At 72.5% G+C, this 22,835-nt stretch carries 25 protein-coding genes and 2 pseudogenes; 10 read left to right on the top strand and 17 right to left on the bottom strand.

What is annotated here, in order from left to right; genetic code table 11:
- Nucleotides 1-12 precede the first annotated feature (12 nt).
- On the top strand, nucleotides 13-1,026 hold the full coding sequence (locus AB0N16_RS22250) for a CopD family protein (protein ID WP_365799212.1): 1,014 nt from the start codon (nucleotides 13-15) through the stop codon (nucleotides 1,024-1,026).
- A gap of 29 nt (nucleotides 1,027-1,055) precedes the next feature.
- Here the strand turns inward: AB0N16_RS22250 and AB0N16_RS22245 are convergent, their stop codons facing one another.
- The 6 genes and pseudogenes from AB0N16_RS22245 to AB0N16_RS22220 all read right to left on the bottom strand — a co-directional run.
- Nucleotides 1,056-2,102 carry a zinc-dependent alcohol dehydrogenase family protein gene (locus tag AB0N16_RS22245; RefSeq protein ID WP_365799210.1) on the bottom strand — a complete coding sequence of 349 codons (1,047 nt, stop codon included), beginning with the start codon at nucleotides 2,100-2,102 and terminating at the stop codon, nucleotides 1,056-1,058.
- A gap of 36 nt (nucleotides 2,103-2,138) precedes the next feature.
- Nucleotides 2,139-2,804 carry a lysoplasmalogenase gene (locus tag AB0N16_RS22240; RefSeq protein ID WP_365799208.1) on the bottom strand — a complete coding sequence of 222 codons (666 nt, stop codon included), beginning with the start codon at nucleotides 2,802-2,804 and terminating at the stop codon, nucleotides 2,139-2,141.
- Entirely contained in the window at nucleotides 2,801-3,667 is an 867-nt protein-coding gene (locus tag AB0N16_RS22235; RefSeq protein ID WP_365799207.1) for a sterol desaturase family protein, read from the bottom strand. The genes AB0N16_RS22240 and AB0N16_RS22235 overlap by 4 nt, the downstream gene beginning before the upstream one ends.
- Before the next feature lie 107 nt (nucleotides 3,668-3,774).
- Nucleotides 3,775-4,488, bottom strand: a complete 714-nt coding sequence (locus AB0N16_RS22230; RefSeq protein ID WP_365799205.1) for a VIT family protein — start codon at nucleotides 4,486-4,488, stop codon at nucleotides 3,775-3,777.
- 60 nt (nucleotides 4,489-4,548) lie between these two features.
- A pseudogene (locus tag AB0N16_RS22225) lies at nucleotides 4,549-4,769 on the bottom strand (amidohydrolase); the annotation flags it as partial.
- Between the two features lie 224 nt (nucleotides 4,770-4,993).
- Nucleotides 4,994-5,107: pseudogene (locus AB0N16_RS22220) on the bottom strand (acetoacetate decarboxylase); the annotation flags it as partial.
- 178 nt (nucleotides 5,108-5,285) lie between these two features.
- On the opposite strand from AB0N16_RS22220, the gene AB0N16_RS22215 reads away from it, so the two are divergent.
- From AB0N16_RS22215 to AB0N16_RS22190, 6 genes are all read left to right on the top strand, one after another.
- Nucleotides 5,286-6,290, top strand: a complete 1,005-nt coding sequence (locus tag AB0N16_RS22215; RefSeq protein ID WP_365799203.1) for a DEDDh family exonuclease — start codon at nucleotides 5,286-5,288, stop codon at nucleotides 6,288-6,290.
- 92 nt (nucleotides 6,291-6,382) lie between these two features.
- Nucleotides 6,383-6,616: a hypothetical protein gene (locus AB0N16_RS22210; protein WP_365799201.1), complete on the top strand. Its 234-nt coding sequence runs from the start codon at nucleotides 6,383-6,385 to the stop codon at nucleotides 6,614-6,616.
- An 80-nt stretch (nucleotides 6,617-6,696) separates the two neighbouring features.
- Nucleotides 6,697-7,494, top strand: coding sequence for an SURF1 family protein (locus AB0N16_RS22205; RefSeq protein WP_365799199.1), 798 nt, complete (start codon nucleotides 6,697-6,699; stop codon nucleotides 7,492-7,494).
- Between the two features lie 65 nt (nucleotides 7,495-7,559).
- Entirely contained in the window at nucleotides 7,560-9,344 is a 1,785-nt protein-coding gene (locus AB0N16_RS22200) for a glycoside hydrolase family 15 protein (RefSeq protein WP_365799197.1), read from the top strand.
- Nucleotides 9,345-9,349: 5 nt separating this feature from the next.
- Nucleotides 9,350-10,105 (top strand): SDR family oxidoreductase, encoded by a 756-nt coding sequence (locus AB0N16_RS22195; protein ID WP_365799195.1) that lies wholly within the window; start codon nucleotides 9,350-9,352, stop codon nucleotides 10,103-10,105.
- A gap of 119 nt (nucleotides 10,106-10,224) precedes the next feature.
- Nucleotides 10,225-11,001, top strand: coding sequence for an SDR family oxidoreductase (locus AB0N16_RS22190; protein WP_365799193.1), 777 nt, complete (start codon nucleotides 10,225-10,227; stop codon nucleotides 10,999-11,001).
- A gap of 91 nt (nucleotides 11,002-11,092) precedes the next feature.
- Here AB0N16_RS22190 and AB0N16_RS22185 read toward each other — a convergent pair whose 3' ends face one another.
- From AB0N16_RS22185 to AB0N16_RS22160, 6 genes are all read right to left on the bottom strand, one after another.
- Nucleotides 11,093-12,001, bottom strand: a complete 909-nt coding sequence (locus AB0N16_RS22185) for a LysR family transcriptional regulator (protein WP_365799191.1) — start codon at nucleotides 11,999-12,001, stop codon at nucleotides 11,093-11,095.
- Between the two features lie 100 nt (nucleotides 12,002-12,101).
- On the bottom strand, nucleotides 12,102-12,680 hold the full coding sequence (gene amaP, locus AB0N16_RS22180; RefSeq protein WP_365799189.1) for an alkaline shock response membrane anchor protein AmaP: 579 nt from the start codon (nucleotides 12,678-12,680) through the stop codon (nucleotides 12,102-12,104).
- Nucleotides 12,681-12,683: 3 nt separating this feature from the next.
- Complete coding sequence (locus AB0N16_RS22175; RefSeq protein WP_365799187.1) at nucleotides 12,684-13,289, bottom strand: DUF6286 domain-containing protein; 606 nt, start codon at nucleotides 13,287-13,289, stop codon at nucleotides 12,684-12,686.
- On the bottom strand, nucleotides 13,286-13,648 hold the full coding sequence (locus AB0N16_RS22170) for an Asp23/Gls24 family envelope stress response protein (protein WP_365799185.1): 363 nt from the start codon (nucleotides 13,646-13,648) through the stop codon (nucleotides 13,286-13,288). Before AB0N16_RS22170 ends, AB0N16_RS22175 begins: the two co-directional genes overlap by 4 nt.
- On the bottom strand, nucleotides 13,645-13,839 hold the full coding sequence (locus AB0N16_RS22165) for a hypothetical protein (RefSeq protein WP_365799183.1): 195 nt from the start codon (nucleotides 13,837-13,839) through the stop codon (nucleotides 13,645-13,647). The genes AB0N16_RS22170 and AB0N16_RS22165 overlap by 4 nt, the downstream gene beginning before the upstream one ends.
- A 19-nt stretch (nucleotides 13,840-13,858) precedes the next feature.
- Nucleotides 13,859-14,332, bottom strand: a complete 474-nt coding sequence (locus tag AB0N16_RS22160; protein ID WP_365799181.1) for an Asp23/Gls24 family envelope stress response protein — start codon at nucleotides 14,330-14,332, stop codon at nucleotides 13,859-13,861.
- 87 nt (nucleotides 14,333-14,419) lie between these two features.
- Here AB0N16_RS22160 and AB0N16_RS22155 point away from each other — a divergent pair, with 87 nt between their 5' ends.
- On the top strand, nucleotides 14,420-15,118 hold the full coding sequence (locus AB0N16_RS22155) for a nucleopolyhedrovirus P10 family protein (RefSeq protein WP_365799179.1): 699 nt from the start codon (nucleotides 14,420-14,422) through the stop codon (nucleotides 15,116-15,118).
- An 85-nt stretch (nucleotides 15,119-15,203) separates the two neighbouring features.
- On the opposite strand, the gene AB0N16_RS22150 is transcribed toward AB0N16_RS22155, so the two are convergent.
- The 4 genes from AB0N16_RS22150 to AB0N16_RS22135 form a co-directional block, all read right to left on the bottom strand.
- Nucleotides 15,204-16,007 (bottom strand): enoyl-CoA hydratase/isomerase family protein, encoded by an 804-nt coding sequence (locus AB0N16_RS22150; protein WP_365799177.1) that lies wholly within the window; start codon nucleotides 16,005-16,007, stop codon nucleotides 15,204-15,206.
- A gap of 127 nt (nucleotides 16,008-16,134) precedes the next feature.
- Nucleotides 16,135-16,353, bottom strand: coding sequence for a helix-turn-helix domain-containing protein (locus AB0N16_RS22145; protein ID WP_046727957.1), 219 nt, complete (start codon nucleotides 16,351-16,353; stop codon nucleotides 16,135-16,137).
- Between the two features lie 361 nt (nucleotides 16,354-16,714).
- Complete coding sequence (locus AB0N16_RS22140; protein ID WP_365799175.1) at nucleotides 16,715-18,313, bottom strand: ABC-F family ATP-binding cassette domain-containing protein; 1,599 nt, start codon at nucleotides 18,311-18,313, stop codon at nucleotides 16,715-16,717.
- Nucleotides 18,314-18,405: 92 nt separating this feature from the next.
- Nucleotides 18,406-19,011, bottom strand: coding sequence for a hypothetical protein (locus AB0N16_RS22135; RefSeq protein ID WP_365799173.1), 606 nt, complete (start codon nucleotides 19,009-19,011; stop codon nucleotides 18,406-18,408).
- Nucleotides 19,012-19,747: 736 nt separating this feature from the next.
- Between AB0N16_RS22135 and AB0N16_RS22130 the strand changes: the two genes are divergently transcribed.
- Both AB0N16_RS22130 and AB0N16_RS22125 read left to right on the top strand, forming a co-directional pair.
- Nucleotides 19,748-20,638, top strand: a complete 891-nt coding sequence (locus AB0N16_RS22130) for a neutral zinc metallopeptidase (protein WP_365799171.1) — start codon at nucleotides 19,748-19,750, stop codon at nucleotides 20,636-20,638.
- A 165-nt stretch (nucleotides 20,639-20,803) separates the two neighbouring features.
- The gene (locus AB0N16_RS22125; RefSeq protein ID WP_362568351.1) at nucleotides 20,804-21,217 is read left to right on the top strand and encodes a VOC family protein; all 414 of its coding nucleotides are present in this window, start codon (nucleotides 20,804-20,806) and stop codon (nucleotides 21,215-21,217) included.
- A gap of 22 nt (nucleotides 21,218-21,239) precedes the next feature.
- Here AB0N16_RS22125 and AB0N16_RS22120 read toward each other — a convergent pair whose 3' ends face one another.
- Nucleotides 21,240-22,640, bottom strand: a complete 1,401-nt coding sequence (locus AB0N16_RS22120) for a hypothetical protein (protein WP_365799169.1) — start codon at nucleotides 22,638-22,640, stop codon at nucleotides 21,240-21,242.
- Between the last annotated feature and the right edge of the window lie 195 nt (nucleotides 22,641-22,835).

The raw sequence follows: 22,835 nt of genomic DNA, 5'->3' as shown, positions 1-22,835 counted from the left end.
GAAGATCGTGGGGTGACGGCGACACGACCGACCACCGAAGCGGCCGACGCGAACGGCCCCCCGAGACGCCCCGGTACCGGCCGGGCCGTCGCCGTCCTGGTTCTGGTGGCGCTGGGCGCGCTGGTGGTGCCACTGATCGGGCCGTCCGTCGCGTTGCACGACACCGGGGAGGCCGCGGCGCCGGGGGTGGCCGGCATCGCCTTGCTGCGCGGGGTGCTGTTCGCCGCGCTGTGCGTGCCGTCGGGCGAGCTGTTCGTGGACCGGCTGGCCCGCCGGCTGCCGGACCTGCCGCCCGAACGGCCGCCCAGCCGGGCGGTGTTCGCGGCCGCCGTCGGTTTCGTCGCCGCGCTGGGGCTCGCGTCGGTCGTGTCGACGGGCAACCTGGTGCCGCACGGTCTCGCCGACGTCGACGTGGGCGGCCTGTACCAGTCACGTGACGGCAAGTTGGCGCTGATCGAGGTCAACGCCTTTCCGCTGGCCGCTCTGTGCGCCCGCGCGCGCCGCCCGGCGCTCCAGGTGTGGCCACTGGCCGCGGTGGTCGTCGCCGAGGCGCTGCGCGCCCATCCCGCGCCCGAGCACCGCCCGTTGCTCGGCTCCGCGCTGACCCTGGTGCATCTGACCTGCGCGACGCTGTGGGCGGGCGGTCTGCTGCACGCGCTGCGCCTGCTGCGCCGGTGGCGCGGCAGGGAGGCCGGGGCGGCGCTGCTCGGTCTCTACGCGCGCGTGGCCGCCGTACTGCTCGCGGCCATCACCGCGACGGGCGTGTGGAGTTCGCTGCGGCGGATGCCCGCGGGCACGATCCTGGACCAGCTGACGACGACGGCGTTCGGGCGCACCCTGCTGGCCAAGGTGGTCCTCGTCGCCGCCGTCGCCGCGCTCGCGCTGTGGGCACGGTTCCGGCTGCGCCGGGCGGCCGACCCGCTCACCGCGTACGTCCCCGCGCGGGCCGAGGTGGCCGTGCTGGGGGTGGTGGTCGCGGTGTCGGGAGTACTGACGGCGCTGCCGGTGCCGATCAGATGGACTTGATCGACCATTGACCGGGCCGGGACGTTGGTTCAGTCGTTGGTGACGAGCACCTTGAGGGCGGTGCGCTCGTCCATCGCCTTGTAGCCGTCGGGCACGCCCTCGATGCCGACGGTCAGGTCGAAGACCGGCGAGGGGTCGACGGTGCCGGCGAGGACGTCGGGCAGCAGGTCGGGGATGTAGGCGCGGACCGGGGCGACTCCGCCGCGCAGGGCGATGTTCCGGTCGAACATGACGGAGAGGTCCAGACCGGTGCCACTGCCGTGCGGGACGCCGACGAAGCCGATGGCGCCGCCGTCCCGGGTGATCTCGACGGCCGTCCGCATGGACTGTTCGGTGCCCACGGCCTCCACGACGGAGTGCGCGCCCTGGCCCCGGGTGAGTTCGCGGACGGCCGCCACGGCCGCGTCCCCGCGCTCGGCGACGACGTCGGTGGCGCCGAAACGGCGCGCGATGTCGGTGCGGACCTCGTGCCGGCCCAGCGCGATGATCCGCTCGGCACCCAGCCGCTTGGCTGCCAGCACGGCGCACAGGCCGACCGCGCCGTCCCCGACGACGGCGACCGTGGCACCGGGACGGGCGCCCGCGCCGAGGGCCGCGTGGTGGCCGGTGCCGAGGACGTCGGAGAGGGTCAGCAGGGCGGTCAGCAGGTGGTTGTCGGAGGCCGCGTCCTTGGGCAGCTGGACCAGGGTGCCGTCGGCGAACGGGACGCGCACGGCCTCGCCCTGGCCGCCGTCGTACCCCACCGAGCCCCAGAAGCCGCCGTGCTCGCAGGAGGTGGTCAGACCCTCGCGGCAGTAGTCGCAGACGCCGTCGGACCACATGAAGGGGGCCACCACGAGGTCGCCGCGCCGGACGGTGCCCACCTCGGAGCCGGTCTCCTCGACGACGCCCAGGAACTCGTGCCCGATGCGCTGCCCCGGCTGCCGGGCCGCCTCGCCCCGGTAGGCCCACAGGTCGCTGCCGCAGATACAGGCGCGCAGCACCCGTACGACGGCGTCGGTGGGCAGCTGCACCACCGGGTCGGGCACGTCCTCCACGCGCATGTCGTACGGGGCGTGGATGGTGGTGGCGCGCATGGCGAGGATCCCTCTCGTGCGGTGTCGTGGGTGCGCTCAGGGGGTGGTCGGGCGCACTTCACGGTACGCCGTGGCCGGTGCGAGCCGCGCGTCGAGGGTGCCCCGGACCAGCAGGAACTGCCCCGTCACGTAGGTCAGCATGATCCAGAAGTCGGGTCTGGGGAGCTGCGGCCAGTCGGCGACACCGGTCGCGATGAGGGTGTCGGAGAGCATGAAGAGCGCACCGCCGAGCCCGGCGACCGGGCCGAGCCGGGTGACCGCCGTGTACGCCATGGCGGTGAGCAGGGTGCTGTAGCCGGCGACGGGGACACGGAGGCCTGCGGGCAGGTCCGGCCACAGCAGCGCGACCAGGGTGACGAGGGCGGCGGCGTAGGCGACGGCGAGAACGTGGGCACGCGCGTGTGCCGGTCCCTGGCGGCGGAACAGGACGAGATAACAGACGTGTCCGGCGGCGAAGCAGGCCATCCCCGCCATGAAGGCGGGGTCGGCGTCGGAGAGCAGCAGCACATCGCCGCCCCAGCCGCACAGCAGGGCGGCGACGAGCAGCCGCGGGCCGCCCGCGCGGGCGGCCCGGGCGGCGAGCAGCGGCATCAGGAGCACCTTGGCGACCACGTGCCCGGGGTGGAAGCCGGCGGCGAGGCAGCCGAGGTCGGCCGCGGCGGCGAGAGCGAAGGCGGCGAGCAGCGCCCGGGACGCGCTCACGCGGCCACGGACTCCTCGGCCTGCTCCACGGCGGGCGCCGGCGCCCAGCCGGGCCCCCGGAACAGTCGCCCGGCCCGCTCCCGCCAATTGCGCGCGGCCTTCAGGTCCCTGCCGATGGCCAGGTACTCGTGGGTGGCCACCTTGATCGGGTTGAACGTGTTGATGTTCTTGGTCAACCCGTACACCGGCCGCTCGACCTCCGGCACCCACGATCCGAACAACCGGTCCCAGATGATCAGGATCCCGCCGAAGTTGCGGTCCAGATAACCGCCTTGGGAGGCGTGGTGCACGCGGTGGTGGGACGGCGTGTTGAACACGAACTCGAACCACCGGGGCATCTTGTCGATGCGTTCGGTGTGGATCCAGAACTGGTAGACGAGGTTCGCGGAGGAGCAGAAGGCGAGCGCGGCCGGGTGCACACCGATGGCGACGAGCGGGACGTAGAACGGCCAGACCGTCAGCGAGGTCCAGGGCTGGCGCAGTGCGGTGGTGAGGTTGAACTTCTTGCTGGAGTGGTGGACGACGTGGCAGGCCCACAGGATGCGGATGACGTGGTGACCGCGGTGGGACCAGTAGTAGAAGAAGTCCTGCGCGAACAGCATCAGCGGGACCGTCCACCACAGGACGGGAACGCGCAGCGGGGTGAGTTCGTAGACCGCCGTGTAGATCGCGACGATCGGGATCTTCCAGACGAAGTCGAAGACGAGCGACCCGAGCCCCATGCCGACGCTGGTGGCGGCGTCCTTGGCCTCGTACCCGTCGGTGTCCTCGTCGGGATGGATGCGGTAGCTGATCACCTCGATCACGGTGAGCAGCACGAAGGCGGGTATCGACCACAGCACGACATCGGGCAGGTTCGGCATGGGGGCACCGTAGAACCGCTGGTGGGCTGCGGCTAGACGTTGTTACCCACAAGTATTACCTGCGGTATGCGCTTGCTTGTTGGCGATCTCCCCCAACCGGGCGGCCGCTAGACCCCCGCCGCCCCCAGCAGCGTCCCCGCCGCATAGGTGACGCCCATGGCCAGCGCGCCGCCCACCACGTTCCGCACCATCGCCGGACCCACCGCCGCCGCCCCCAGCCGCGCGCTGCTCCATCCCGTCAGGACCAGCGCGGCCAGCACCGACCCCACGGTCACCGGAAGCCGCCAGTCGGCGGGCGGCAGCACGATCGCCAGCAGCGGCAGCAGCGCCCCGACGGTGAACGCCAGGAAGCTCGCCAGCGCGGCGTTCCACGGGTTGGTCAGCTCGTCCGGGTCGATACCCAGCTCCACGCTCGCGTGGGCCTTCAGCGCGTCCCGCTCGGTGAGCTGGACCGCCGCCTCCCGCGCCACCTCCCGGGACAGCCCGCGCCGCTCCAGCAGTTCGGTCAGCTCCTCCAGTTCCGCCTCGGGCTGCTCCTTCAGCTCGCGCTTCTCCAGCGCGAGCGCGGCCAGTTCCGAGTCGCGTTGGGTGGACACCGACACGTACTCCCCCGCCGCCATGGACATCGACCCGGCGAGCAGCCCCGCCAGGCCCGCCGTCAGCAGGGCGCCCCGGTCGTCGGTGGCGCCCGCGACGCCGACGACGATGCCCGCCGTCGACACGATGCCGTCGTTGGCGCCCAGTACGGCCGCCCGCAGCCAGTTCAGCCGGGAGCCGAGCGCGCCCCCGTGGGCCTCGTTGTCGTGCGTCTGTTCCGTCACGACACGGAGGATCGCACCCCGGCCCCGGCGTGGGGAGTACCGACGTCACCAGACCCGCACCTAGGCCCCCCGCGCGAACACCGGACTCGTGGCGTCCGCCGGCGACTCCCGCAGCGGTTCCCCGATCTCCGCCACGCTCGGTCCCACCTCGGCCGCGATCGGGCGAGGAGGTCGAGGTCGAAGCCGTACCCGCGGGCCGCGTTGCCGCCGAGCATCGCCGCGACCTCGTCGCGCGGTACGCCCGCGCAGGCGAAGCGCAGGCCCTCACGGGTGTAGGGGTGGTGAACAGTTGACGAGCGAGGGTGCTTGAAGCACACGTTCTGGCAACAGAACTCACTCCCGCTCAGTTTCCAGGAACGGTAGGTGCCCTCGTCTTCCAGGAACGCTAGGTGCCCTTGTCGTGCGGGTAGTCGCTGGCCCACATGACCTGTCCAGGCCGATGCGGTCGCGCAGCGGCACCTCGTGCGGGCGCATGAAGCCGGCGCCGACGAAGGGGACACCGGCCGCCCTCGCGCCCCACGGTCACCTCACCGAGCTTCTCGGGCTCCGCGAAGACCTCACGGCCGCCGGTGAGGAAGCGCTCGTGCGTCATCGGCATCACCAGCGGATACCAGCCCTCGGCGGTGCCGAGCGCCGCGGAGTCGTCGCCGCGTCAGCGGCGGGCGGGGTGCACGGTCGCACCGGGCGGCGAAAAGGTCCATAGCCACGCGAAGGGCAATCAGGACATGCGAACGGGCGGTGGCTACGGGCGACCTGACGGACCGGACTGTCGGCCGGGGCCCGTATCCTCAATGACCATGCTCGAAGACCTGACGACCGCAGTCTCCGCCGGCGCCCCGTGGCCGGCCGCGTATCCCGAGGGGTACGCGGTCGTCGACGTGGAGACCACCGGACTGGCCCGGGACGACCGGATAATCTCCGCGGCCGTCTACCGGCTGGACGGGCGCGGCGAGGTCGAGGACCACTGGTACACGCTGGTCAATCCCGAGCGCGACCCGGGCCCGGTGTGGATCCACGGTCTGACGAGCGAGGTGCTCGAAGGGGCGCCCCTCTTCACCGACATCGCCGAGGAGTTCGCGGCCCGGCTCGACGGCCGGGTGCTGGTGGCGCACAACGCGGTCTTCGACTGGCAGATGATCGCGCGCGAGTACGCACGCGCGAAGAGCGAGCCCCCGGTGAAGCAGCGGCTGTGCACGATCGCGCTCTCCAAGGAGTTGGGGCTGCCGCTGACCAACCACAAGCTGGAGACCCTGGCCGCGCACTTCGGCGTGGTGCAGCGGCGGGCGCACCACGCGCTGGACGACGCGCGCGTGCTGGCGGAGGCGTTCCGGCCCAGTCTGCGGGCCGCGGCGGCGGGCAACGTACGGCTGCCGCTGCTCGAGTGCCGGCCGCTGACGGAGTGGTCGGAGACGCCCCGGATCGGGCAGCAGGTGAGCGGCGGTTACGGCGGCGGCTACCGTCCGACCAGCTGGCGTCCGGCCCGCAAGCGGCCGGCCTGTCCGTATCCGAACCCGGGGCGGTACGAGGACGGCAGGCCGCTCAGGCAGGGCATGCGGGTGGCGTTCTCCGGGGACACCTCGACCGAGCGGGAGCTCCTGGAGGACCGGGCCGTCGAGGCCGGTCTGCATGTGTCGACGAGCATCTCGCGGCTCACCAGTCTGCTGGTCACCAACGACCCGGACTCGGGCACCTCGAAGGTGGTCAAGGCGCGCCAGTTCGGCACGCCGGTCGTCGACGAGGCGGCTTTCGGGCAGTTGCTGCGGGACGTGGCGCCGGCATCCACACCGGCAGCGGAGAAGTGACCGCGCGCCGGGGCCGTACGGACGGGTGATTGCCGGGCGACTCGCCCGGCGCCCGCTCGCCCGCGGGGAGCCGACCGCCCACCCTGTGCCATATGGCGAAATGTGAAGTTTGCGGCAATGACTACGGAATGACCTTCGAGGTGCACGCACAGGGCGCGGTCCATGTCTTCGACTGCTTCTCCTGTGCGATCCACCGCATGGCCCCCGTCTGCGAGCACTGCCAGGTCTCGATCATCGGCCAGGGCGTCGAGGCCGAGAACCAGTGGTACTGCGGTGCCCACTGCGCCCGCGCGGCCGGGAAGGCGGGCATCGTCGACCGCGTGTGACCGCCGAGACAGGGATGTCGCCGGCCCTCTGGGGGACCCTCCCTCAGGGGGCCGATACGCGAGGGGTACGGTCTTTGTTCGTGTACCGCTTCCTGTTGACCCGGCAGTGGGTGATCCTCACCCTGATCTCCCTGCTTCTGATCCCCACGATGATCCGCCTGGGGTTCTGGCAGAAGCACCGGTACGAGGAGCGCAGCGCCCGTAACGCCCTGGTGGCGCAGGCACTCGACGCCAAGCCGGTGCCGGTGGAGCAGGTGACCGAGCCGGGGCACGCGGTGACCCGCAAGGAGCGGTACCACACCGTCACCGCGACCGGCACCTTCGACACCGCCCACGAGGTCGTCGTCCGGCGTCGTACCAACTCCGACGACGAGGTCGGCTACCACGTCCTCACCCCGTTCGTGCTGGCCGACGGCAAGGTAATGCTGGTCAACCGGGGCTGGATCTCCTCGGACGGCCCGAGCCAGACCGCGTTCCCGAAGGTCCCGGCCCCGCCGGCCGGCCGGGTCACCATCCAGGGCCGGCTGATGCCCGACGAGACCACCGCGGCGAGCGGCATCAAGGACCTCAAGGGCCTGCCCGACCGGCAGATCATGCTGATCAACAGCGAGGAACAGGCCCGCAGGCTCGGCAAGCAGGTGCTGGGCGGCTACATCCAGCAGACCGCGCCCGAGCCCAAGGGCGACACCCCGGAGCAGATCTCCGACCCGGGCAAGGAAGACGCCCCGCTGAACTACGCGTACATGATCCAGTGGTGGCTGTTCGCCGCGGGCGTCCCCTACGGCTGGTTCGTGCTGGTCCGCCGTGAGGCCCGCGCCCGCGAGGAGGCGGCGAAGGAAGAGCCCGCGGCGGAAGCGGAACCGGCGGCCGCCGTCTGAGCCCGGTGTCACTCCCCCGGCGCATCCCCTGATTGGCCCACCGGCCCGGCGGGAAACCGGAACCCGTGGACCGACGCATCGAGGACTACGCCCTCATCGGCGACGAACAGACCGCCGCCCTGGTCGGCCGGGACGGCTCCATCGACTGGCTGTGCGTGCCCCGGTTCGACTCGGCCGCCTGCTTCGCCAGGCTCCTGGGCGATGAGGACAACGGCCACTGGCGGATCGCCCCGAAGGACGCCGGCACGTGCACCCGGCGCGCCTACCGGCCCGACACGCTGGTCCTGGACACCGAGTGGGAGACCCCCGAGGGCACGGTCCGCGTCACCGACCTGATGCCCCAGCGCGACCGTGCGCCCGACGTGGTACGCATCGTCGAGGGCGTCAGCGGCCACGTCACCGTGCACAGCACGCTCCGACTCCGCTTCGACTACGGCTCGGTCGTCCCCTGGATGCGCCGCTCGGGCGGCAACCGGGTCGCCGTCGCCGGTCCCGACTCGGTGTGGCTGCGCAGCGAACCGTCCGTACGGACCTGGGGCGAGGACTTCGGCACGCACTCGGAGTTCACCGTCGCGCAGGGCGAGCGGGTCGCGTTCGTGCTCACCTGGCACCCCTCGCACGAGCCGCGGCCCCCGCTGGTGGACCCGTACGAGGCGCTGCGCTCCAGCGTCACCGGCTGGCGACGGTGGAGCGCGCGCTGCACCTACGAGGGCCCCCACCGGGACACCGTGATGCGCTCCCTGATCACGCTCAAGGCGCTCACGTACACGCCGACCGGCGGTATCGTCGCCGCCGCCACCAGCTCGCTGCCCGAGGAGCTGGGCGGGGTGCGCAACTGGGACTACCGCTTCTGCTGGCTGCGCGACTCCACCCTCACCCTCGGCGCCCTGCTGTCGGCCGGCTATCACAAGGAGGCCCAGGCCTGGCGCGACTGGCTGGTGCGCGCGGTCGCCGGCGACCCGGCGGACCTGCAGATCATGTACGGCCTGGCCGGTGAGCGCCGACTGCCCGAGTTCGAACTGCCCTGGCTGCCCGGCTTCGCCGACTCGGCGCCGGTGCGCGTCGGCAACGGCGCCGTCGACCAGCTCCAGTTGGACGTGTACGGCGAGGTCATGGACTCGCTGTCGCTGTCCCGCAACGCCGGCCTGCCCACCAGGCCGCACATGTGGGCCATCCAGTGCTCGCTGATGAAGTTCCTGGAGAAGATCTGGCGTCAGCCGGACGAGGGCCTGTGGGAGGTGCGCGGCGGCCGCCGGCACTTCGTGCACTCCAAGGTGCTGGTGTGGGTGGCCGCGGACCGCGCGGTACGCACCCTGGAGGAGCACGCGGAGCTGGAGGGCGAACTGGAGCGCTGGCGCGCGCTCCGCGAGGAGGTGCACCGGGAGGTGTGCGAGAAGGGCTACGACCCGAAGCGCAACACCTTCACCCAGTACTACGGCTCGCGCGAACTCGACGCCGCCCTGCTGCTGATCCCCCGCTTCGGTTTCCTGCCGCCGGACGACCCGCGGGTGATCGGCACGGTGGACGCGATCCGCGACGACCTGGGCCACAACGGCTTCGTGCGCCGCTACGACACCGACGCGATCGGCGTCGACGGCATGCCGGGCGGCGAGGGCGCCTTCCTGGCCTGCTCGTTCTGGCTGGCCGACGCGCTGCACATGACGGGCCGTACCGACGAGGCGAAGAAACTGTTCGAACGGCTGGTGGGACTCGTCAACGACGTGGGACTGCTCTCCGAGGAGTACGAACCGAAACTCGGGCGCCAGCTGGGCAACTTCCCGCAGGCGTTCAGCCACATCGGGCTGGTGAACACCGCCCTCACACTGTTCGGCGGCGAAGAGGCAGGATAGGGCGCATGGATCTTGGACTGAAGGACCGGGTGTACGTCGTCACCGGGGCGACCCGCGGGCTGGGCAACGCGACCGCGCGCGAACTGGTCGCCGACGGGGCGAAGGTCGTGGTGACCGGACGGGACGAGGAGCGGGTCGCCGAGGCGGTGGCCGAGCTGGGGCCGAACGCGGCGGGCATCGCCGTCGACAACGCGGAGGAGGACGCGCCGGAGCGGGTGATCGCGGCGGCCCGTGAGCGGTTCGGGCGTTTCGACGGCATTCTCGTGAGCGTGGGTGGGCCTCCGGCCGGGTTCGTCGCCGACAACACGGACGAACAGTGGCAGACCGCCTACGAGGCGGTGTTCCTGGGGGCCGTTCGGCTCGCGCGCGCGGCCGCGGGCGAGTTGGAGGACGGCGGCGTCATCGGGTTCGTGCTGTCCGGGTCGGTGTACGAGCCGATTCCCGGGCTGACGATCTCGAACGCGCTGCGGCCGGGGCTCGCCGGGTTCGCCAAGTCACTCGCGGACGAGTTGGGGCCGCGCGGGATCCGGGTGGTGGGGCTGCTGCCGTCGCGGATCGACACGGACCGGGCGCGGGCGCTGGACGCGCTGTCGGCCGACCCCGCGGCGACGCGGATGGAGAACGAGTCCCGGATTCCGCTGCGGCGGTACGGGACGCCGGAGGAGTTCGGGCGGGTGGGCGCGTTTCTGCTGTCGCCGGGGGCGTCCTATCTGACGGGGATCATGGTGCCGGTCGACGGGGGCATGCGGCACGGATTCTGACGGTCGGGACGCCATAGGGATTCCCTATGGCAGCCGCTGCTATTTCGTCTTTGCCTCTGGTTCTTTTCCCTCCGTACCGTGAACAGCGAACGGAAACGCGAGGGAAAGGAACGGGTGGTATGGCCACCATCGAGAACGGATCGGGAACGCGGGAACTCGCCGGAAAGCGGGCACTCGTCACGGGGGGTTCTCGCGGAATCGGCGCGGCTGTGGTGCGCCGATTCCTGGACGCGGGCGCCGAGGTGCTCACCACCGCCAGGTCGGCGACGGGCACGGTGCCGGAGGGGGCCGCCTTCGTGGCGGCCGACGTGCGGACCCGGGCCGGCGCGGAGGCCCTGGCCGCGGCCGCGCAGGAGGTGCTCGGCGGGGTGGACATCGTGGTCCACAACGCGGGCGGGGGGCGGCCGTACGGAGGCACCACGGCCATCCCCGACGAGGAGTGGCAGGAGGCGCTGGACCTGAACTTCCTGGCGTCGGTACGGCTGGACGCGCTGCTGGTGCCTGGGATGCGGGAGCGGCGTTCGGGGGTGATCGTGCATGTCTCCTCGGCCGCGGTACTCACCCCGGTGGCGCCGTTCCTGCACTACACGGCGGCGAAGGCGGCACTGGAGAACTACAGCCGGGGGCTGGCCTCGGAGCAGGCCCCGTTCGGGATCCGGGTCAACACCGTGACTCCCGGCAGGGTCGCCACTCCCGGCGGTCAGGAGACACGGGAGCAGTGGGCACGCCTGGACCTGAAGCCGGGCACGGTCAACGCCGGCGACACCGCGCCGCTGGGGCGCGACGGCCGGCCCGACGACATCGCCCACGCGGTGCTGTTCCTCGCGTCCGAACGGGCGAGCTGGCTGACCGGGAGCAATCTCATCGTGGACGGCGGCGAATTCCCCCGGGGCTGACGCCCACGGAATTCCGGCGGAATTCCGGCGGAATTCCGGAACACCGTTTTCCGCAGAAGTAATCCGGTGACGCCCGCATCCTTCTCGGGACTCAGGAAACCGGTGCGGAAACCGGTGCGAAGAAAGCGGAATCGGACCAGGTCTCCTTGCGCAGGAATTCGAGCAGGGCCGTCTCCGCCGGGCCCGCGCCGGGCCGGAGCACGGCGACGACGGGCTGGGTCACGGCCGGGAACACCGGGCGTACGAGGTGCTCGTGGCCGGCGGGCACCGCGGAGGCCGGGACGAGCGTCACCCCGAGCCCGTGGGCGGCCCAGCGCACCGCGGTCGCCGTCTGGGACACCCGCGCGGCCGTGGCCGGGGCCAGTTCGTTGGTCCGCAGCACGTCCAGCAGTAGGGCGTCGAGCGCGCTGTCGCGGTCGAACCGCACCCACGGCTCCCCCGCCAGCTCCCGCAGGTCGACGCGGTCCGCGGCGAGTTGCCGGTGCCCGGCGCCCAGCACCACGACGAGCTCCTCGTCGCCGAGGTGGTGGGCGTCGGAGGGGGTCCGCCGGCACGCCGCCATCAGGGCGAGGTTCAGCACGCCCTGGCGGCACAGCCGCTCCAGCTCGGCGGCGCCCGGCTCCTCGAAGACGGTGATCTCCAGGCGCGGGTAGCGGTGGCGCAGCGCGCCCAGCGCACGCGGCAGCTGCCGGGTGCCGAAGCCCATCTGCACCGCCACCACCAGCTCGCCCGCCAGTTCGTCGGCGCCGGCCCGCGCCGTCGCCCTCGCCCGCCGGGCCGCGCTCACCGCGGCCTCCGCCTCCCGCAGGAACGCACGGCCGACGACGGTGGGCACCAGTCCGGTCGGCGTACGGGCGAACAGTTCCACGCCGAGTTCCCGCTCCAGGGCGCGGATCTGCTGGGACATCGACGGCTGGGCGACGTGCAGCCGCTCCGCGGCCGCGGTCACCGAGCCCTCCTCGGCAACGGCCAGGGCGTACTCGAACTGACGAAGGCTCATCGGCGCCCGTCCCCTTCCCGTCGTCATCATGGCAACGGCAAGCAACCCGGTTTGGCGGGCGGAGATTCCCGTGACCCGAGCCGGTCCGCCGGGCGGGGTGTCAGGTGACGCGCTCCGCGCGGTGTTTCACCGATGTCAGCCGGACCTCCGCCGGGAGTCTCTTCAGGGCCGCCGAGTCTCGGGCGTGGGCCAGCGCCCGCGTGGTGAGGTCGTCCAGGGCCTCGCGCGGTGGCACGTCCGGGTCCAGCTGGAGCCACACCCGTACCTCCGGAGCCGTCCGCCTGCCCCTCAGGACCGCCTGGGCGCGAGTCACGCCCTGCTGGTGGGCCGCGTCGGTCGCCAGGACCGTCTCCAGGGCCCTGCCGCGCAGCAACGCGCCCTCGCCGTCCCCGGTGTCCACCAGGACCTCGGTCAGACGGCGTCGGCGCAGTTGCGCGGTCAGCCACCAGAGGGACAGCAGAAGCAGGACCGCCAGGGCGGCCAGGACCGTCGGCCACCACCAGCCGGCGCCACGCCAGTGGGTGCGTTCGGCGGTGGTGAGGAGGACGTCGTGACGGCCGTCGTGGATCCACCAGGAGGGGGCCGGGGCGCCGAGGCCGACGGCCAGGACCGCGCCGCCCAGGGCGAGGAGCACCAGGCCCGCCAGACCGGTCAGTACGCGGTTGATCGCCGTGAGCATGGCTCATCCCTTCCGGCCGGGGCGGACGACGTGCAGGGTCAGCCTGGGCGGGTGGGCCAGCCCCAGGCCGTGGAGCGCGTCGGCGAGTGCCGCGTCCAGGTCGGCCCGCACCTCGTCGAGTTCACGGAAGTGGGAGACGGCGAGGACATGGACACGGGAGCGGCGCAGTCGTACCCGCACCCGGCGTACGCCCGAGATCTCCATGGCCCGGTCGCGCAGCGCCATCGCGGCCGCGTCGCGGCGCAGCCCGGCGCGCACGTCGGGGTGGCTGCGGCGCATCGGCAGGACGTCCCGCAGGCCCGGCGTGACGGCCAGGGTCAGCAGCCAGGCGCCGAGGGCGGCAACGAGGCCCGCGCCGACCAGGACCCAGATGTCGTCGAGGGGCTGCCGCGCGAGTTGCCGGGCCAGTTCGCGGCGCCAGTGCATCGCGGGGTGGTGGGCCCGTACGGCCGCGATGTCGTACAGGAAGGCGGCCGCCGTCACCAGGAGCAGGACGGCGACCAGGGCCGCGGGTGCCCGGCGCGGCGACCAGAAGCGGGCCTCGTGGCCGGCCGGCGGCGGCGCGGCCTCGGGTGGCTTCTCGATGACCTGCGTCTGCTCGGTGCTCATCCTGCCCTCCCCTGTCTCTGGGCCGGGTGCAGCCGTTCGACGTGCACGGCGACCTCCCGCACCTCCATGTCCACCAACGCGCCTACCCGCTCGACCACATGCCGACGCACGGCCGCGCAGCGGGCTGCGATGTCGGACGGATAGTCCAGTTCGAGGTGGACCCGGACGCGGGCGGTGCCGTGGTGGACCGCCACCGTGGCGTGCGGGGCCACGGCGTCCTTCGGGAGGGGGCCGATGACCTCGCGGGCCGCCTGTGCCGCGATCTTCGCCACCACCCGGTCGGCGATCCGGACGGCACCGCGCTCGCCGGGCGCCACGACCGTCGCAGGCCTGCGCGTCTCACCGCTCGTGGTGGTCATCGCCGCCGGTCACGCCGGTCGTCGCGACCGCGGAAGAAGTCGCCGGGTTCGAGGTCTCCCTCCGCGAACCTGCCGACGACGAACCCGACGGCGCCCAGCGCCGCCACCAGCAGGAAGGCGCCGAACCCGCCGAAGTATCCGGCGAAGCCCAGCGCCATGCCGGCGATCATGCCGACCACGGCCAAGTTCATGGTGCGTTCCCCTCAGCCGTCACTGAAGCCGGGACTCCGGCTCCTCTTCCTCTTCTTCGGGCAGCTTCACATCACTCACCGCGATGTTGACCTCGACCACTTCGAGCCCGGTCATGCGTTCCACAGCCGCGATCACGTTCTCCCGCACCGCGTGGGCCACGTCCGCGATCGAGACGCCGTAGTCCACGACGATCTCCAGGTCGAGCGCGGTCTGTACCTCGCCGACCTCGGCCTTCACACCCCGGGTGACCGACTTGGAGCCGCCCGGCACCCGGTCGCGCACCACACCGAAGGTGCGGGCGAGTCCGCTACCCATCGCGTGCACACCGACCACGTCCCGGGCCGCCAGTCCGGCGATCTTCTCCACCACCCCGTCGGCGATCGTGGTCCGGCCCCTGGTCGACGGGTCACCGCCACCGCGTCTGACGGTCTTCCGGGTCCCTGCCGTCGGGTCCTTCGGGTCCTTTTCCGGCTCCGCCGCCAACTCCGTCATCGCCGTGCGCCCCTTCCGGTGGTCGTCCTGCGACCAAGGTAAGTGCGGATGCCCTGTCACGCCCCGGTGATGCGGCAGGCTGGAGCAATGACGGCGGACCGGTGGACAGACGCGGTACGGCATCCCCTGGGCTTCGGCAGACTGCTCCCGCTGGGCGGCCCGCACGACGGGGCGTGGCTCACGGAGGCGGCGGCCGACGCGGTGCTGCGGCGGGCGGCGGCCGAGGTGCCGGGGGTACGGCTGGGGGCGGTGCGGATCGCGCCGGCGGATCCGGAGGACGTGGCGGAACCCGTCGTACCGCCACCGCCCGGTGCCGTGCCGCCGGGGCCGCTGCGGCTGTCGGCGGACTTCGCGGCGACCGCCGACGAGCCGCTGCCGACCACGGCGGCCCGACTGCGCCGGGTCCTGGCGGCCGCGGCGACGGCACGGCTCGGGCTGGCGGTGGCCGAGGTGGACCTGCGGGTGACCGACCTGCTGGCGGCGGACCGGGCGGAGCCGGAGGCCGTACGTCCGCCTCGGCCGCCGTCGGTCCGGGAGGGCGCCGATCCGGACGGGGCGCGGGTGACGACGGCGGCGCTGGCGGTGCCGGGGGTGGTGCGGGTGACGGGGGCGCTGAGCCGGGAGGTGCACTTCGAGGCCGCGCTGCCGCGTCGGCATGTGCGGGTGGAGGTGGCACTGACCGACGGGCTCAGGGCCGTGGACGTGGCCAGGAGGGTCCGTTCAGCGGTCGGCGCGGCACTGGAGGAGCACCCCACGGTGGCCGTGCTGGTGACGGGCGTCGGCTGAAGCCTCCCGAAAGGGGCGCGGGACTGTGTCGATACGCGGCTGTCGCCGCGTGGCCGCGACCAGCCCCCCACCCGCCCGCACCGAACTACTCGCCCACGCCCGCCAGGTCCCGCAGCCGCCGAGCCTGAGCCTGCCGCTCAGCGGCCCGCTGCTCCTCGTAGGTACGGTCGCCGGCGCCCCGCAGCAGCGCCTTGGTCTCCACCACCGCGTCCCGGGGCGCGGCCAGCAGCGCCGCGGCCAGGTCCCGCACGGCGGCGTCGAGTTCGGCACCGGGCACCGCGAGGTTGGCGAGCCCCGACGTCACCGCCTCCTCGGCCTGTACGAACCGTCCGGTCGCGCAGATCTCCAGCGCGCGGGCGTAGCCGACGAGGGAGACCAGCGGGTGCGTGCCCGTGAGGTCGGGCACCAGGCCGAGGCTGGTCTCGCGCATGGCGAACTGCACGTCGTCCGCGACGACGCGCAGGTCACAGGCGAGAGCCAACTGGAAGCCGGCCCCGATGGCGTGACCCTGCACGGCGGCGATCGACACGAGGTCGTTGCGTCGCCACCAGGTGAACGCCTGCTGGTATTCGGCGATGGTCGCGTCGAGTCCGGCGTCGTCACGGCGCGCGAGTTCGACGAAGGTCGGCTCGCCCGGGATCCCCTCCGGCGAGAACATCTGCCGGTCGAGGCCCGCGGAGAAGGACTGGCCCTCACCGCGCAGCACGACAACGCGGACCGACCCCGGCAGCGACCGCCCGGCCTCCGCCAACGCCCGCCACAGCGCGGGGCTCTGGGCGTTGCGCTTGGCCGGGTTGGTCAACGTCACCGTGGCGAGCGCGTCGTCCACGGTGAGCCGTACGCCGTCCTTGTCGAGAACAGGAACGAGATCCTGGTCGGGCGAAGCCATGGGGCGCCTCCGATGTGTGCGGTCATCACGCATTGCCGTACGGCATGCTAAGTGACTGCACAGTAACCACCCGGCCGATCAGTCGGCCGACCGGGTGGCCACCATCGAAGCGGTGGGCCGCCCGGGGTCAGGACGCGGCTTTCTTTCCCCGCGTCGCCCCGCCACGCCCACGCAGCGTGACACCCGACTCACTGAGCATCCGGTGGACGAAGCCATACGAGCGGCCGGTTTCCTCGGCCAGTGCCCGAATGCTCGCACCGGAGTCGTACTTCTTCTTCAGGTCTGCCGCGAGCTTGTCGCGCGCGGCGCCGGTTACCCGGCTGCCCTTCTTCAGAGTCTCGGCCACCCGTGCCTCCTCATGGGAAGTGCGCTCTGGTCCCCTCATGATCACCCCTCCGGGGCGCGATGGCCACCCATTCGGCAAGGTCCGTGAGACATCGTTGTGACGACAGGAGCGCATCCCCACAAGCGGAATCCATGATTCCTGGGGGTGCTGCCCATGGGGCCGAACGGGTTCTTCCACGAAGTACCAGGTCAGACACGGAAAGCGGCCGACCCCTTGTCGACAAAGGGATCGGCCGCGAAATCGGTGCAGGACACACCTCGATACGAGGAGATCTCACTCAGATGATGGATCACCGCTAAGCCGAATGATCCATAGCCAGTGGATCAGGCATTCGATCAAGCGAGGACGACAGGACCCGTTCTCAGGCGAGCGCGACCAGGTCCGCGTAGTCGGCGCCCCACAGGTCCTCGACACCGTCGGGGAGCAGGATGATCCGCTCGGGCTGGAGCGCCTCGACGGCGCCCTCGTCGTGGGTGACGAGGACGACCGCGCCCTTGTAGGTGCGCAGGGCGCCGAGGATCTCCTCGCGGCTGGCGGGGTCGAGGTTGTTGGTCGGCTCGTCGAGGAGCAGGACGTTCGCCGAGGAGACGACCAGGGTGGCCAGGGCGAGCCGGGTCTTCTCACCGCCGGAGAGGACACCGGCCGGCTTGTCGACGTCGTCGCCGGAGAACAGGAACGAGCCCAGCACCTTGCGGACCTCGACGAGGTCCATGTCGGGTGCCGCCGAGCGCATGTTCTCCAGGACGGTGCGCTCCGGGTCCAGGGTCTCGTGCTCCTGGGCGTAGTAGCCGAGCTTGAGGCCGTGGCCCTCGAGCACCTCGCCGGTGTCGGGCTGCTCGACGCCGCCGAGCAGCCGCAGCAGGGTGGTCTTGCCGGCGCCGTTGAGGCCGAGGATGACCACCCGGGAGCCCTTGTCGATGGCCAGGTCGACGTCGGTGAAGATCTCCAGCGAGCCGTACGACTTCGACAGGCCCTCGGCGGTCAGCGGGGTCTTGCCGCAGGGCGCGGGGTCCGGGAAGCGGAGCTTGGCGACCTTGTCGGAGACCCGGACGGCGTCCAGGCCGGCCAGCAGCTTGTCCGCGCGGCGGGCCATGTTCTGCGCGGCGACCGTCTTGGTGGCCTTGGCGCGCATCTTGTCGGCCTGCGAGTGGAGCGCGGCCGCCTTCTTCTCGGCGTTGGCGCGCTCCCGCTTGCGGCGCTTCTCGTCGGCCTCGCGCTGCTGCTGGTAGAGCTTCCAGCCCATGTTGTAGACGTCGATCTGGGAGCGGTTGGCGTCCAGGTAGAAGACCTTGTTGACGACCGTCTCGACCAGGTCGACGTCGTGGGAGATCACGATGAAGCCGCCGCGGTAGGTCTTCAGGTAGTCGCGCAGCCAGACGATCGAGTCGGCGTCCAGGTGGTTGGTCGGCTCGTCGAGCAGGAGCGTGTCCGCGTCCGAGAACAGGATCCGGGCCAGCTCGATACGGCGGCGCTGACCGCCGGAGAGCGTGTGCAGGGGCTGGCCGAGCACCCGGTCGGGCAGGTTGAGCGCGGCGGCGATGGTGGCGGCCTCGGCCTCGGCGGAGTACCCGCCCTTGGTGAGGAACTCGGTCTCCTGGCGCTCGTACTGCCGCAGCGCCTTCTCGCGGGTGGCGCCCTGGCCGTTGGCGATGCGCTGCTCGTTCTCGCGCATCTTGCGGATCAGCACGTCGAGGCCGCGCGCGGAGAGGACGCGGTCGCGGGCGAGGACGTCGAGGTCGCCGGTGCGGGGGTCCTGCGGGAGGTAGCCGACCTCGCCGGAGCGGGTGACGGTGCCCGCGGCGGGGATGCCGTCGCCGGCCAGGACCTTGGTGAGGGTGGTCTTGCCGGCGCCGTTGCGGCCGACCAGACCGATGCGGTCGCCTTTGGCGACGCGGAAGGTGGCGTTCTCGATGAGGACGCGCGCACCGGCGCGCAACTCGATACCGGAGGCGGAGATCACGGACAGACTCCAGTGCGTACGGGGTTTGACGGGTGGGCGGCTGAGGGCGTTCCCGCCGTCTAATGCGCGAGGAGAATGGCCATGGGCCAAGTCTAACGGGGCGGCGCAAGCGCTTTTTCGGCGTGCGGGTGTTCGGGGCGGCTACCGGGGAGATCGTTGCCGAGGGGTGCGCGGTGCGGGGCGATCCGGCCGAGGTCGTCCACGGCGATGAGCTGCGCGGTCCAGGCGCCGTGCGCGCAGGGCTGGGCGACGAGCAGGGCGGGGCCGTGACGTACGGCACGTTCGGGACGGAACGCACAGCCCGCGCGGGCGGGCAGCACCCAGCGCAGGTCGCCGTCCGAGGTGCGGTACGCGGCGATGCGGGCCGGGGTGACGACCGCGAGGACGCCGCGGCCGAGGGGGCGCAGGACGCCGGTGCCGCCCTGTCGCCGGAGCCAGCCGGTGGCCGCGGGCAGGGCGCGGTGCCAGCGCACGGAACGGCCGTCGGTGTCGGTGACGAGCCCGTCGTCCCAGACGGCGAACGCGTGCCCGCGCGCGGGCAGCACGCTCAGCGGACGCCGCCCCACGCGCGCGTACCGCCACCGCAGGGTCCGCCCTTCATACGCCTCGACCACCGCCCCACGCGCGCGTGCACTGTGCGCCGCCGGACCGGGGGTGAGGTGGTCGCCGTAGGGCGCGGGCCGAACCTGCTGAACCACGCAGAGGAGGACACCGGCGAGGAGCGCGGCGAGAGCGAGGCGGAGGAGGTGGCGAGCGAGGGTGACGGGAAGGCGGTGGCGGGTGGGGGGCCGGCGTGAGGCGAGGGCTGAGGGGAAGGAGGCCGGGTGGACATCGGCGGGAGGCGGCGATGGGGCGGACATGCGGGGACCGTCAGGTGGGCGTACGGGTACGGGGGCCAGGGGCCGGAGGCAGTCGGGAACCGAGGCCGGGGCACGGAGGCAGTCGGGAGCGGGGACCGGGGCCGGAGGCCGGAGGCCATGGGGAACGGAGGCCGGGGCCCTGATGGGGGCGGCTGCAGGGGCCTGGTTCCGGGCGCCGTTGGCAGGGGCCCGCGAGGGGTCCGTGGTGGGGGCCGCTTCCAGGAGGCCGCCGATCGCGGGGACGGGGCTGCGGGGGCCGTCGACTGTGGCGACCGCGGCCCGGAGGCCGTCCGTGCCGGGGGCCTCGGTGCGGAAGCCGTCGGCTGTGCCGGGCGGTGGGGTCGTCCTGTGTGGCAGAACGGGCACCGCTACCCCCTTCGGCGCCCGGGTGGGCGTCCTTGTCCCATGGATCAGGCGCAGAGCGTAGTCACGGCCGCGAGGCGGGGATGGGCGTGACGCGGGGGTGGGGCGGGACGTCGCCCGATCGGGCGTTCGTCGGGCCATCGGCGCGAAGTGGCGGCCGGGATGGCGCAAGGTGGATGCGGAGGACGGTGCGAGCAGAAGGCGGTGCCCCATGCAGTTCGACGACGATGCGAACCTGGACACCTCCGAAGTCCAGGACGTGCGCGGCAGCCGCGTCCCGGGCGGAAAGGCGACCATCGGCGGCGGCCTGGCCGGCCTCATCGCACTGCTCCTCGCCCTGTTCCTCGGTATCGGCCCCGACCAGCTGGGCCTCTCCTCCGGTGACAGCTCGCCCGCTCCCACCTCCTCCTCTCTGGCGCAGGTGCAGCAGAGCTGCCGTACCGGACGGGACGCGAACACCAAGGACGACTGCCGGATGGTGGCGGTGGTCAACAGCGTGCAGGACTTCTGGAGGCAGGAGTTCCAGGAGCGCCGGGGCACCTACACGAACGCCCCGACCGTCTTCTTCGGCGGGCGAGTCGGCACCGCGTGCGGGACGGCGACCTCGGCGGTCGGGCCGTTCTACTGCCCGGGCGACCGGAAGGTCTATCTGGACCTCGGCTTCTTCGACGAGCTGCGGTCCAAGTTCGGCGCGACCGGCGGCCCGTTCGCCCAGGCGTACGTCGTGGCGCACGAGTACGGGCACCATGTGCAGGACCTGATGGGCACGTTGAGCAGGTCGCAGGACAACCTGACGGGTGTGAACAGCAACGCGGTACGGGTGGAGCTCCAGGCGGACTGCTACGCCGGGGTGTGGGCGCGGCACGCGACGACCACGAAGGACGAGTCGACCGGCAGGCCCCTGATCACCAGCCTGACGGACGCCGACATCCGGGACGGTCTCGACGCGGCGGCGGCCGTGGGCGACGACCGGATCCAGGAGCGGTACCAGGGACGGGTGACGCCGGAGACCTGGACGCACGGATCGGCACGGCAGCGCCAGCAGTGGTTCTACCAGGGGTACCGGACCGGAGACATGGCGCAGTGCAACACCTTCCGATGAACCGCTGAGTGAACTGATGAGATGAACCGATGAACAGCTGAGCCATGGGGTCGCCGGCCTGCACCGGCGGCGCGGGCCGGGGGCGTTGTCAGTGCCGGGTGCCAGACTGTGCAGCAGACCGGACGAAGGCTTTCGGGGGACCGGCACACAAGGGGAGTGATCGGCATGGCAGGCACGACCGGCGGACGGCCGAGCATCTATCCGTCGCTGCTTTACGCGGATGCGAAGGCGGCGATCAAGCAACTGACGGAGGCCTTCGGCTTCACCGAACTGTCGGTGTACGAGGGCGAGGACGGCATGGTGCTCCATGCCGAGCTGGTGCAGGGCAACGGCGCGATCATGCTGGGTTCCCAGGGCCGCGGCGGCCGTTTCGACGCGGCGATGGAGGGCGCGGGCCCGACCGGGGTGTACATCGTCGTGGACGACGTCGACGCACACCACCAGCGGGCCGTGGACCACGGCGCCGAGATCCTGATGCCCCCGACGGACCAGGACTACGGCTCGCGGGACTACATGGCCCGTGACGTCGAGGGCAACATCTGGAGCTTCGGCACCTACGCCCCGGAGATAGCGGCCTGACCCTCCCGACCCGCCTCCGCCGTCATCCGCCGGTGTGCACCTGGAAGGCGGCCCGGCGGACGGCTTTGGCCAGCGCCGGGTCGGGGTGGGCGGCGGCGAGGGCGACCAGGACCTGCACGGTGCGCGGGTGACCGACGGCGCGCACCTCGTCGAGCAGTGCGGGGACGGTGGGCTGCAGCGCCGACTCCAGATGGCGGACCAGCAGCGGTGCCTCACCGTGGTCGGCGACCGCGGCGGCCGTGTCCACCCAGAGCCAGGTGGCCTCTTCGCGGGTGAGCACCTCGTGGGCGTCCTCCGGATCGACCCCGTCGTGCTCGGCCAGCCACAGCAGGGCGTACGGCCGCAGGGTCGGCTCGTCGACGACCGCGCGGACGTCCGGTTCGGCGGGGGCGCCGACCACACGCAGCGCCTCGAAGGCGAGGCCGCGCAGCAGAGCGTCCTCGCCGCGGGCGGCGGCGACGAGTTCGGCGACGGCGCTGCCGACGGGGCGGGCGGCGAGCCAGGCGCGGTACTCGGCGCGGGCCGCGTTGGGGCGGAGCTGGGCGCAGCCGCGCAGCATCTCCTCGGCGGCGACCTCGATGTTCCCGGCGGGGCTCTGCGCGGCCACGCAGATCTGCTCCAGCTTGACCCAGACCGCCCAGCTGCCCAGCGGGGTGAGGGTGGCCTGACCGCCGCCGTAGGTCAGCGCGCCGACGGAGGCGAGCGCGTGCAGGGACCAGTCGAGGAGGGGAGCGAGCTCGGCGTCCTCCGCGGGGGCGGGATCGTCGGCCGGTGCGCGGTCCACCAGGTCCGTGCGGGCGTGGGACAAGGCGGCGACGGGAACGGCGGACCCGGACCCGCCACCGATCCCGGTCTCCGTCTCGTAGGGGACCTCGCAGCGCTCGGTGCGCAGTTCGGTGACCCGCTGTCGCAGCAGGTCCAGGAGCTGCTCGACCGGGACGGGGCCGGCGGACAGCTGGAGGAAGGAGAGCACCTGGGGCATGGCCGAGACCACCTCGGCGACGGCGGCGGCCTCGAACTCCGCCGGCTCCGGATGGGCGAGCGACCAGGCGTCGAAGAGGGCGACCCAGCCGCGCAGCACGGCGCTGTCGTCGCGATCCCAGGCGCGCAGGCGCCAGCCGGGGCGTGCGCTGTCGCCGTGTACCTCGACCAGTCCGGCGAGTCGGGCGGTGTCCCAGTCGGCGCGGACCTGAGCCAGGGTCAGGCCCAGATCGCCGGACGCGCGTTCGGCGGACGCCTCGGAGAGAGTGGCCTTGCCGTCGGCGGTCGCGCCGTCGCTGCCCGGCCCGAGGGCCGTGTCGGCCCACCGGGCGACTCGGGCCGCCCCGGCCAGCCCGGACCGCGCCATTCTGGCCAGTTCGGCGGGGGCCGGGGTGCCCTCGGGCGGGCGGGGTGCGGGGCGGCGCGCGGGCCGCTGGTTCATCGCTCGGGGGGCGGCGGCCAGGGGTCGCGTTCGGACGAGTCGAAGCCTTGAGTCGCGCGGGATACGGGACGTCACGGGTGCAGTCTTCCGGTTGACGGTCCGAAAACCCAAACGGAATGTCACGGCGGGCGACGGGGCTGGCCAACGCACGGGGCCCGACGGGAGGCGAGGAGACATGTTCAGGCCAGTGGTACG

Origin of the sequence: Streptomyces sp. NPDC051105, from assembly GCF_040682795.1 — a bacterium.
Classification (GTDB): Bacteria; Actinomycetota; Actinomycetes; order Streptomycetales; family Streptomycetaceae; genus Streptomyces.
Note: the sequence above shows the minus strand (reverse complement) of the source record. Positions and strands in the feature narration are given on the sequence as shown.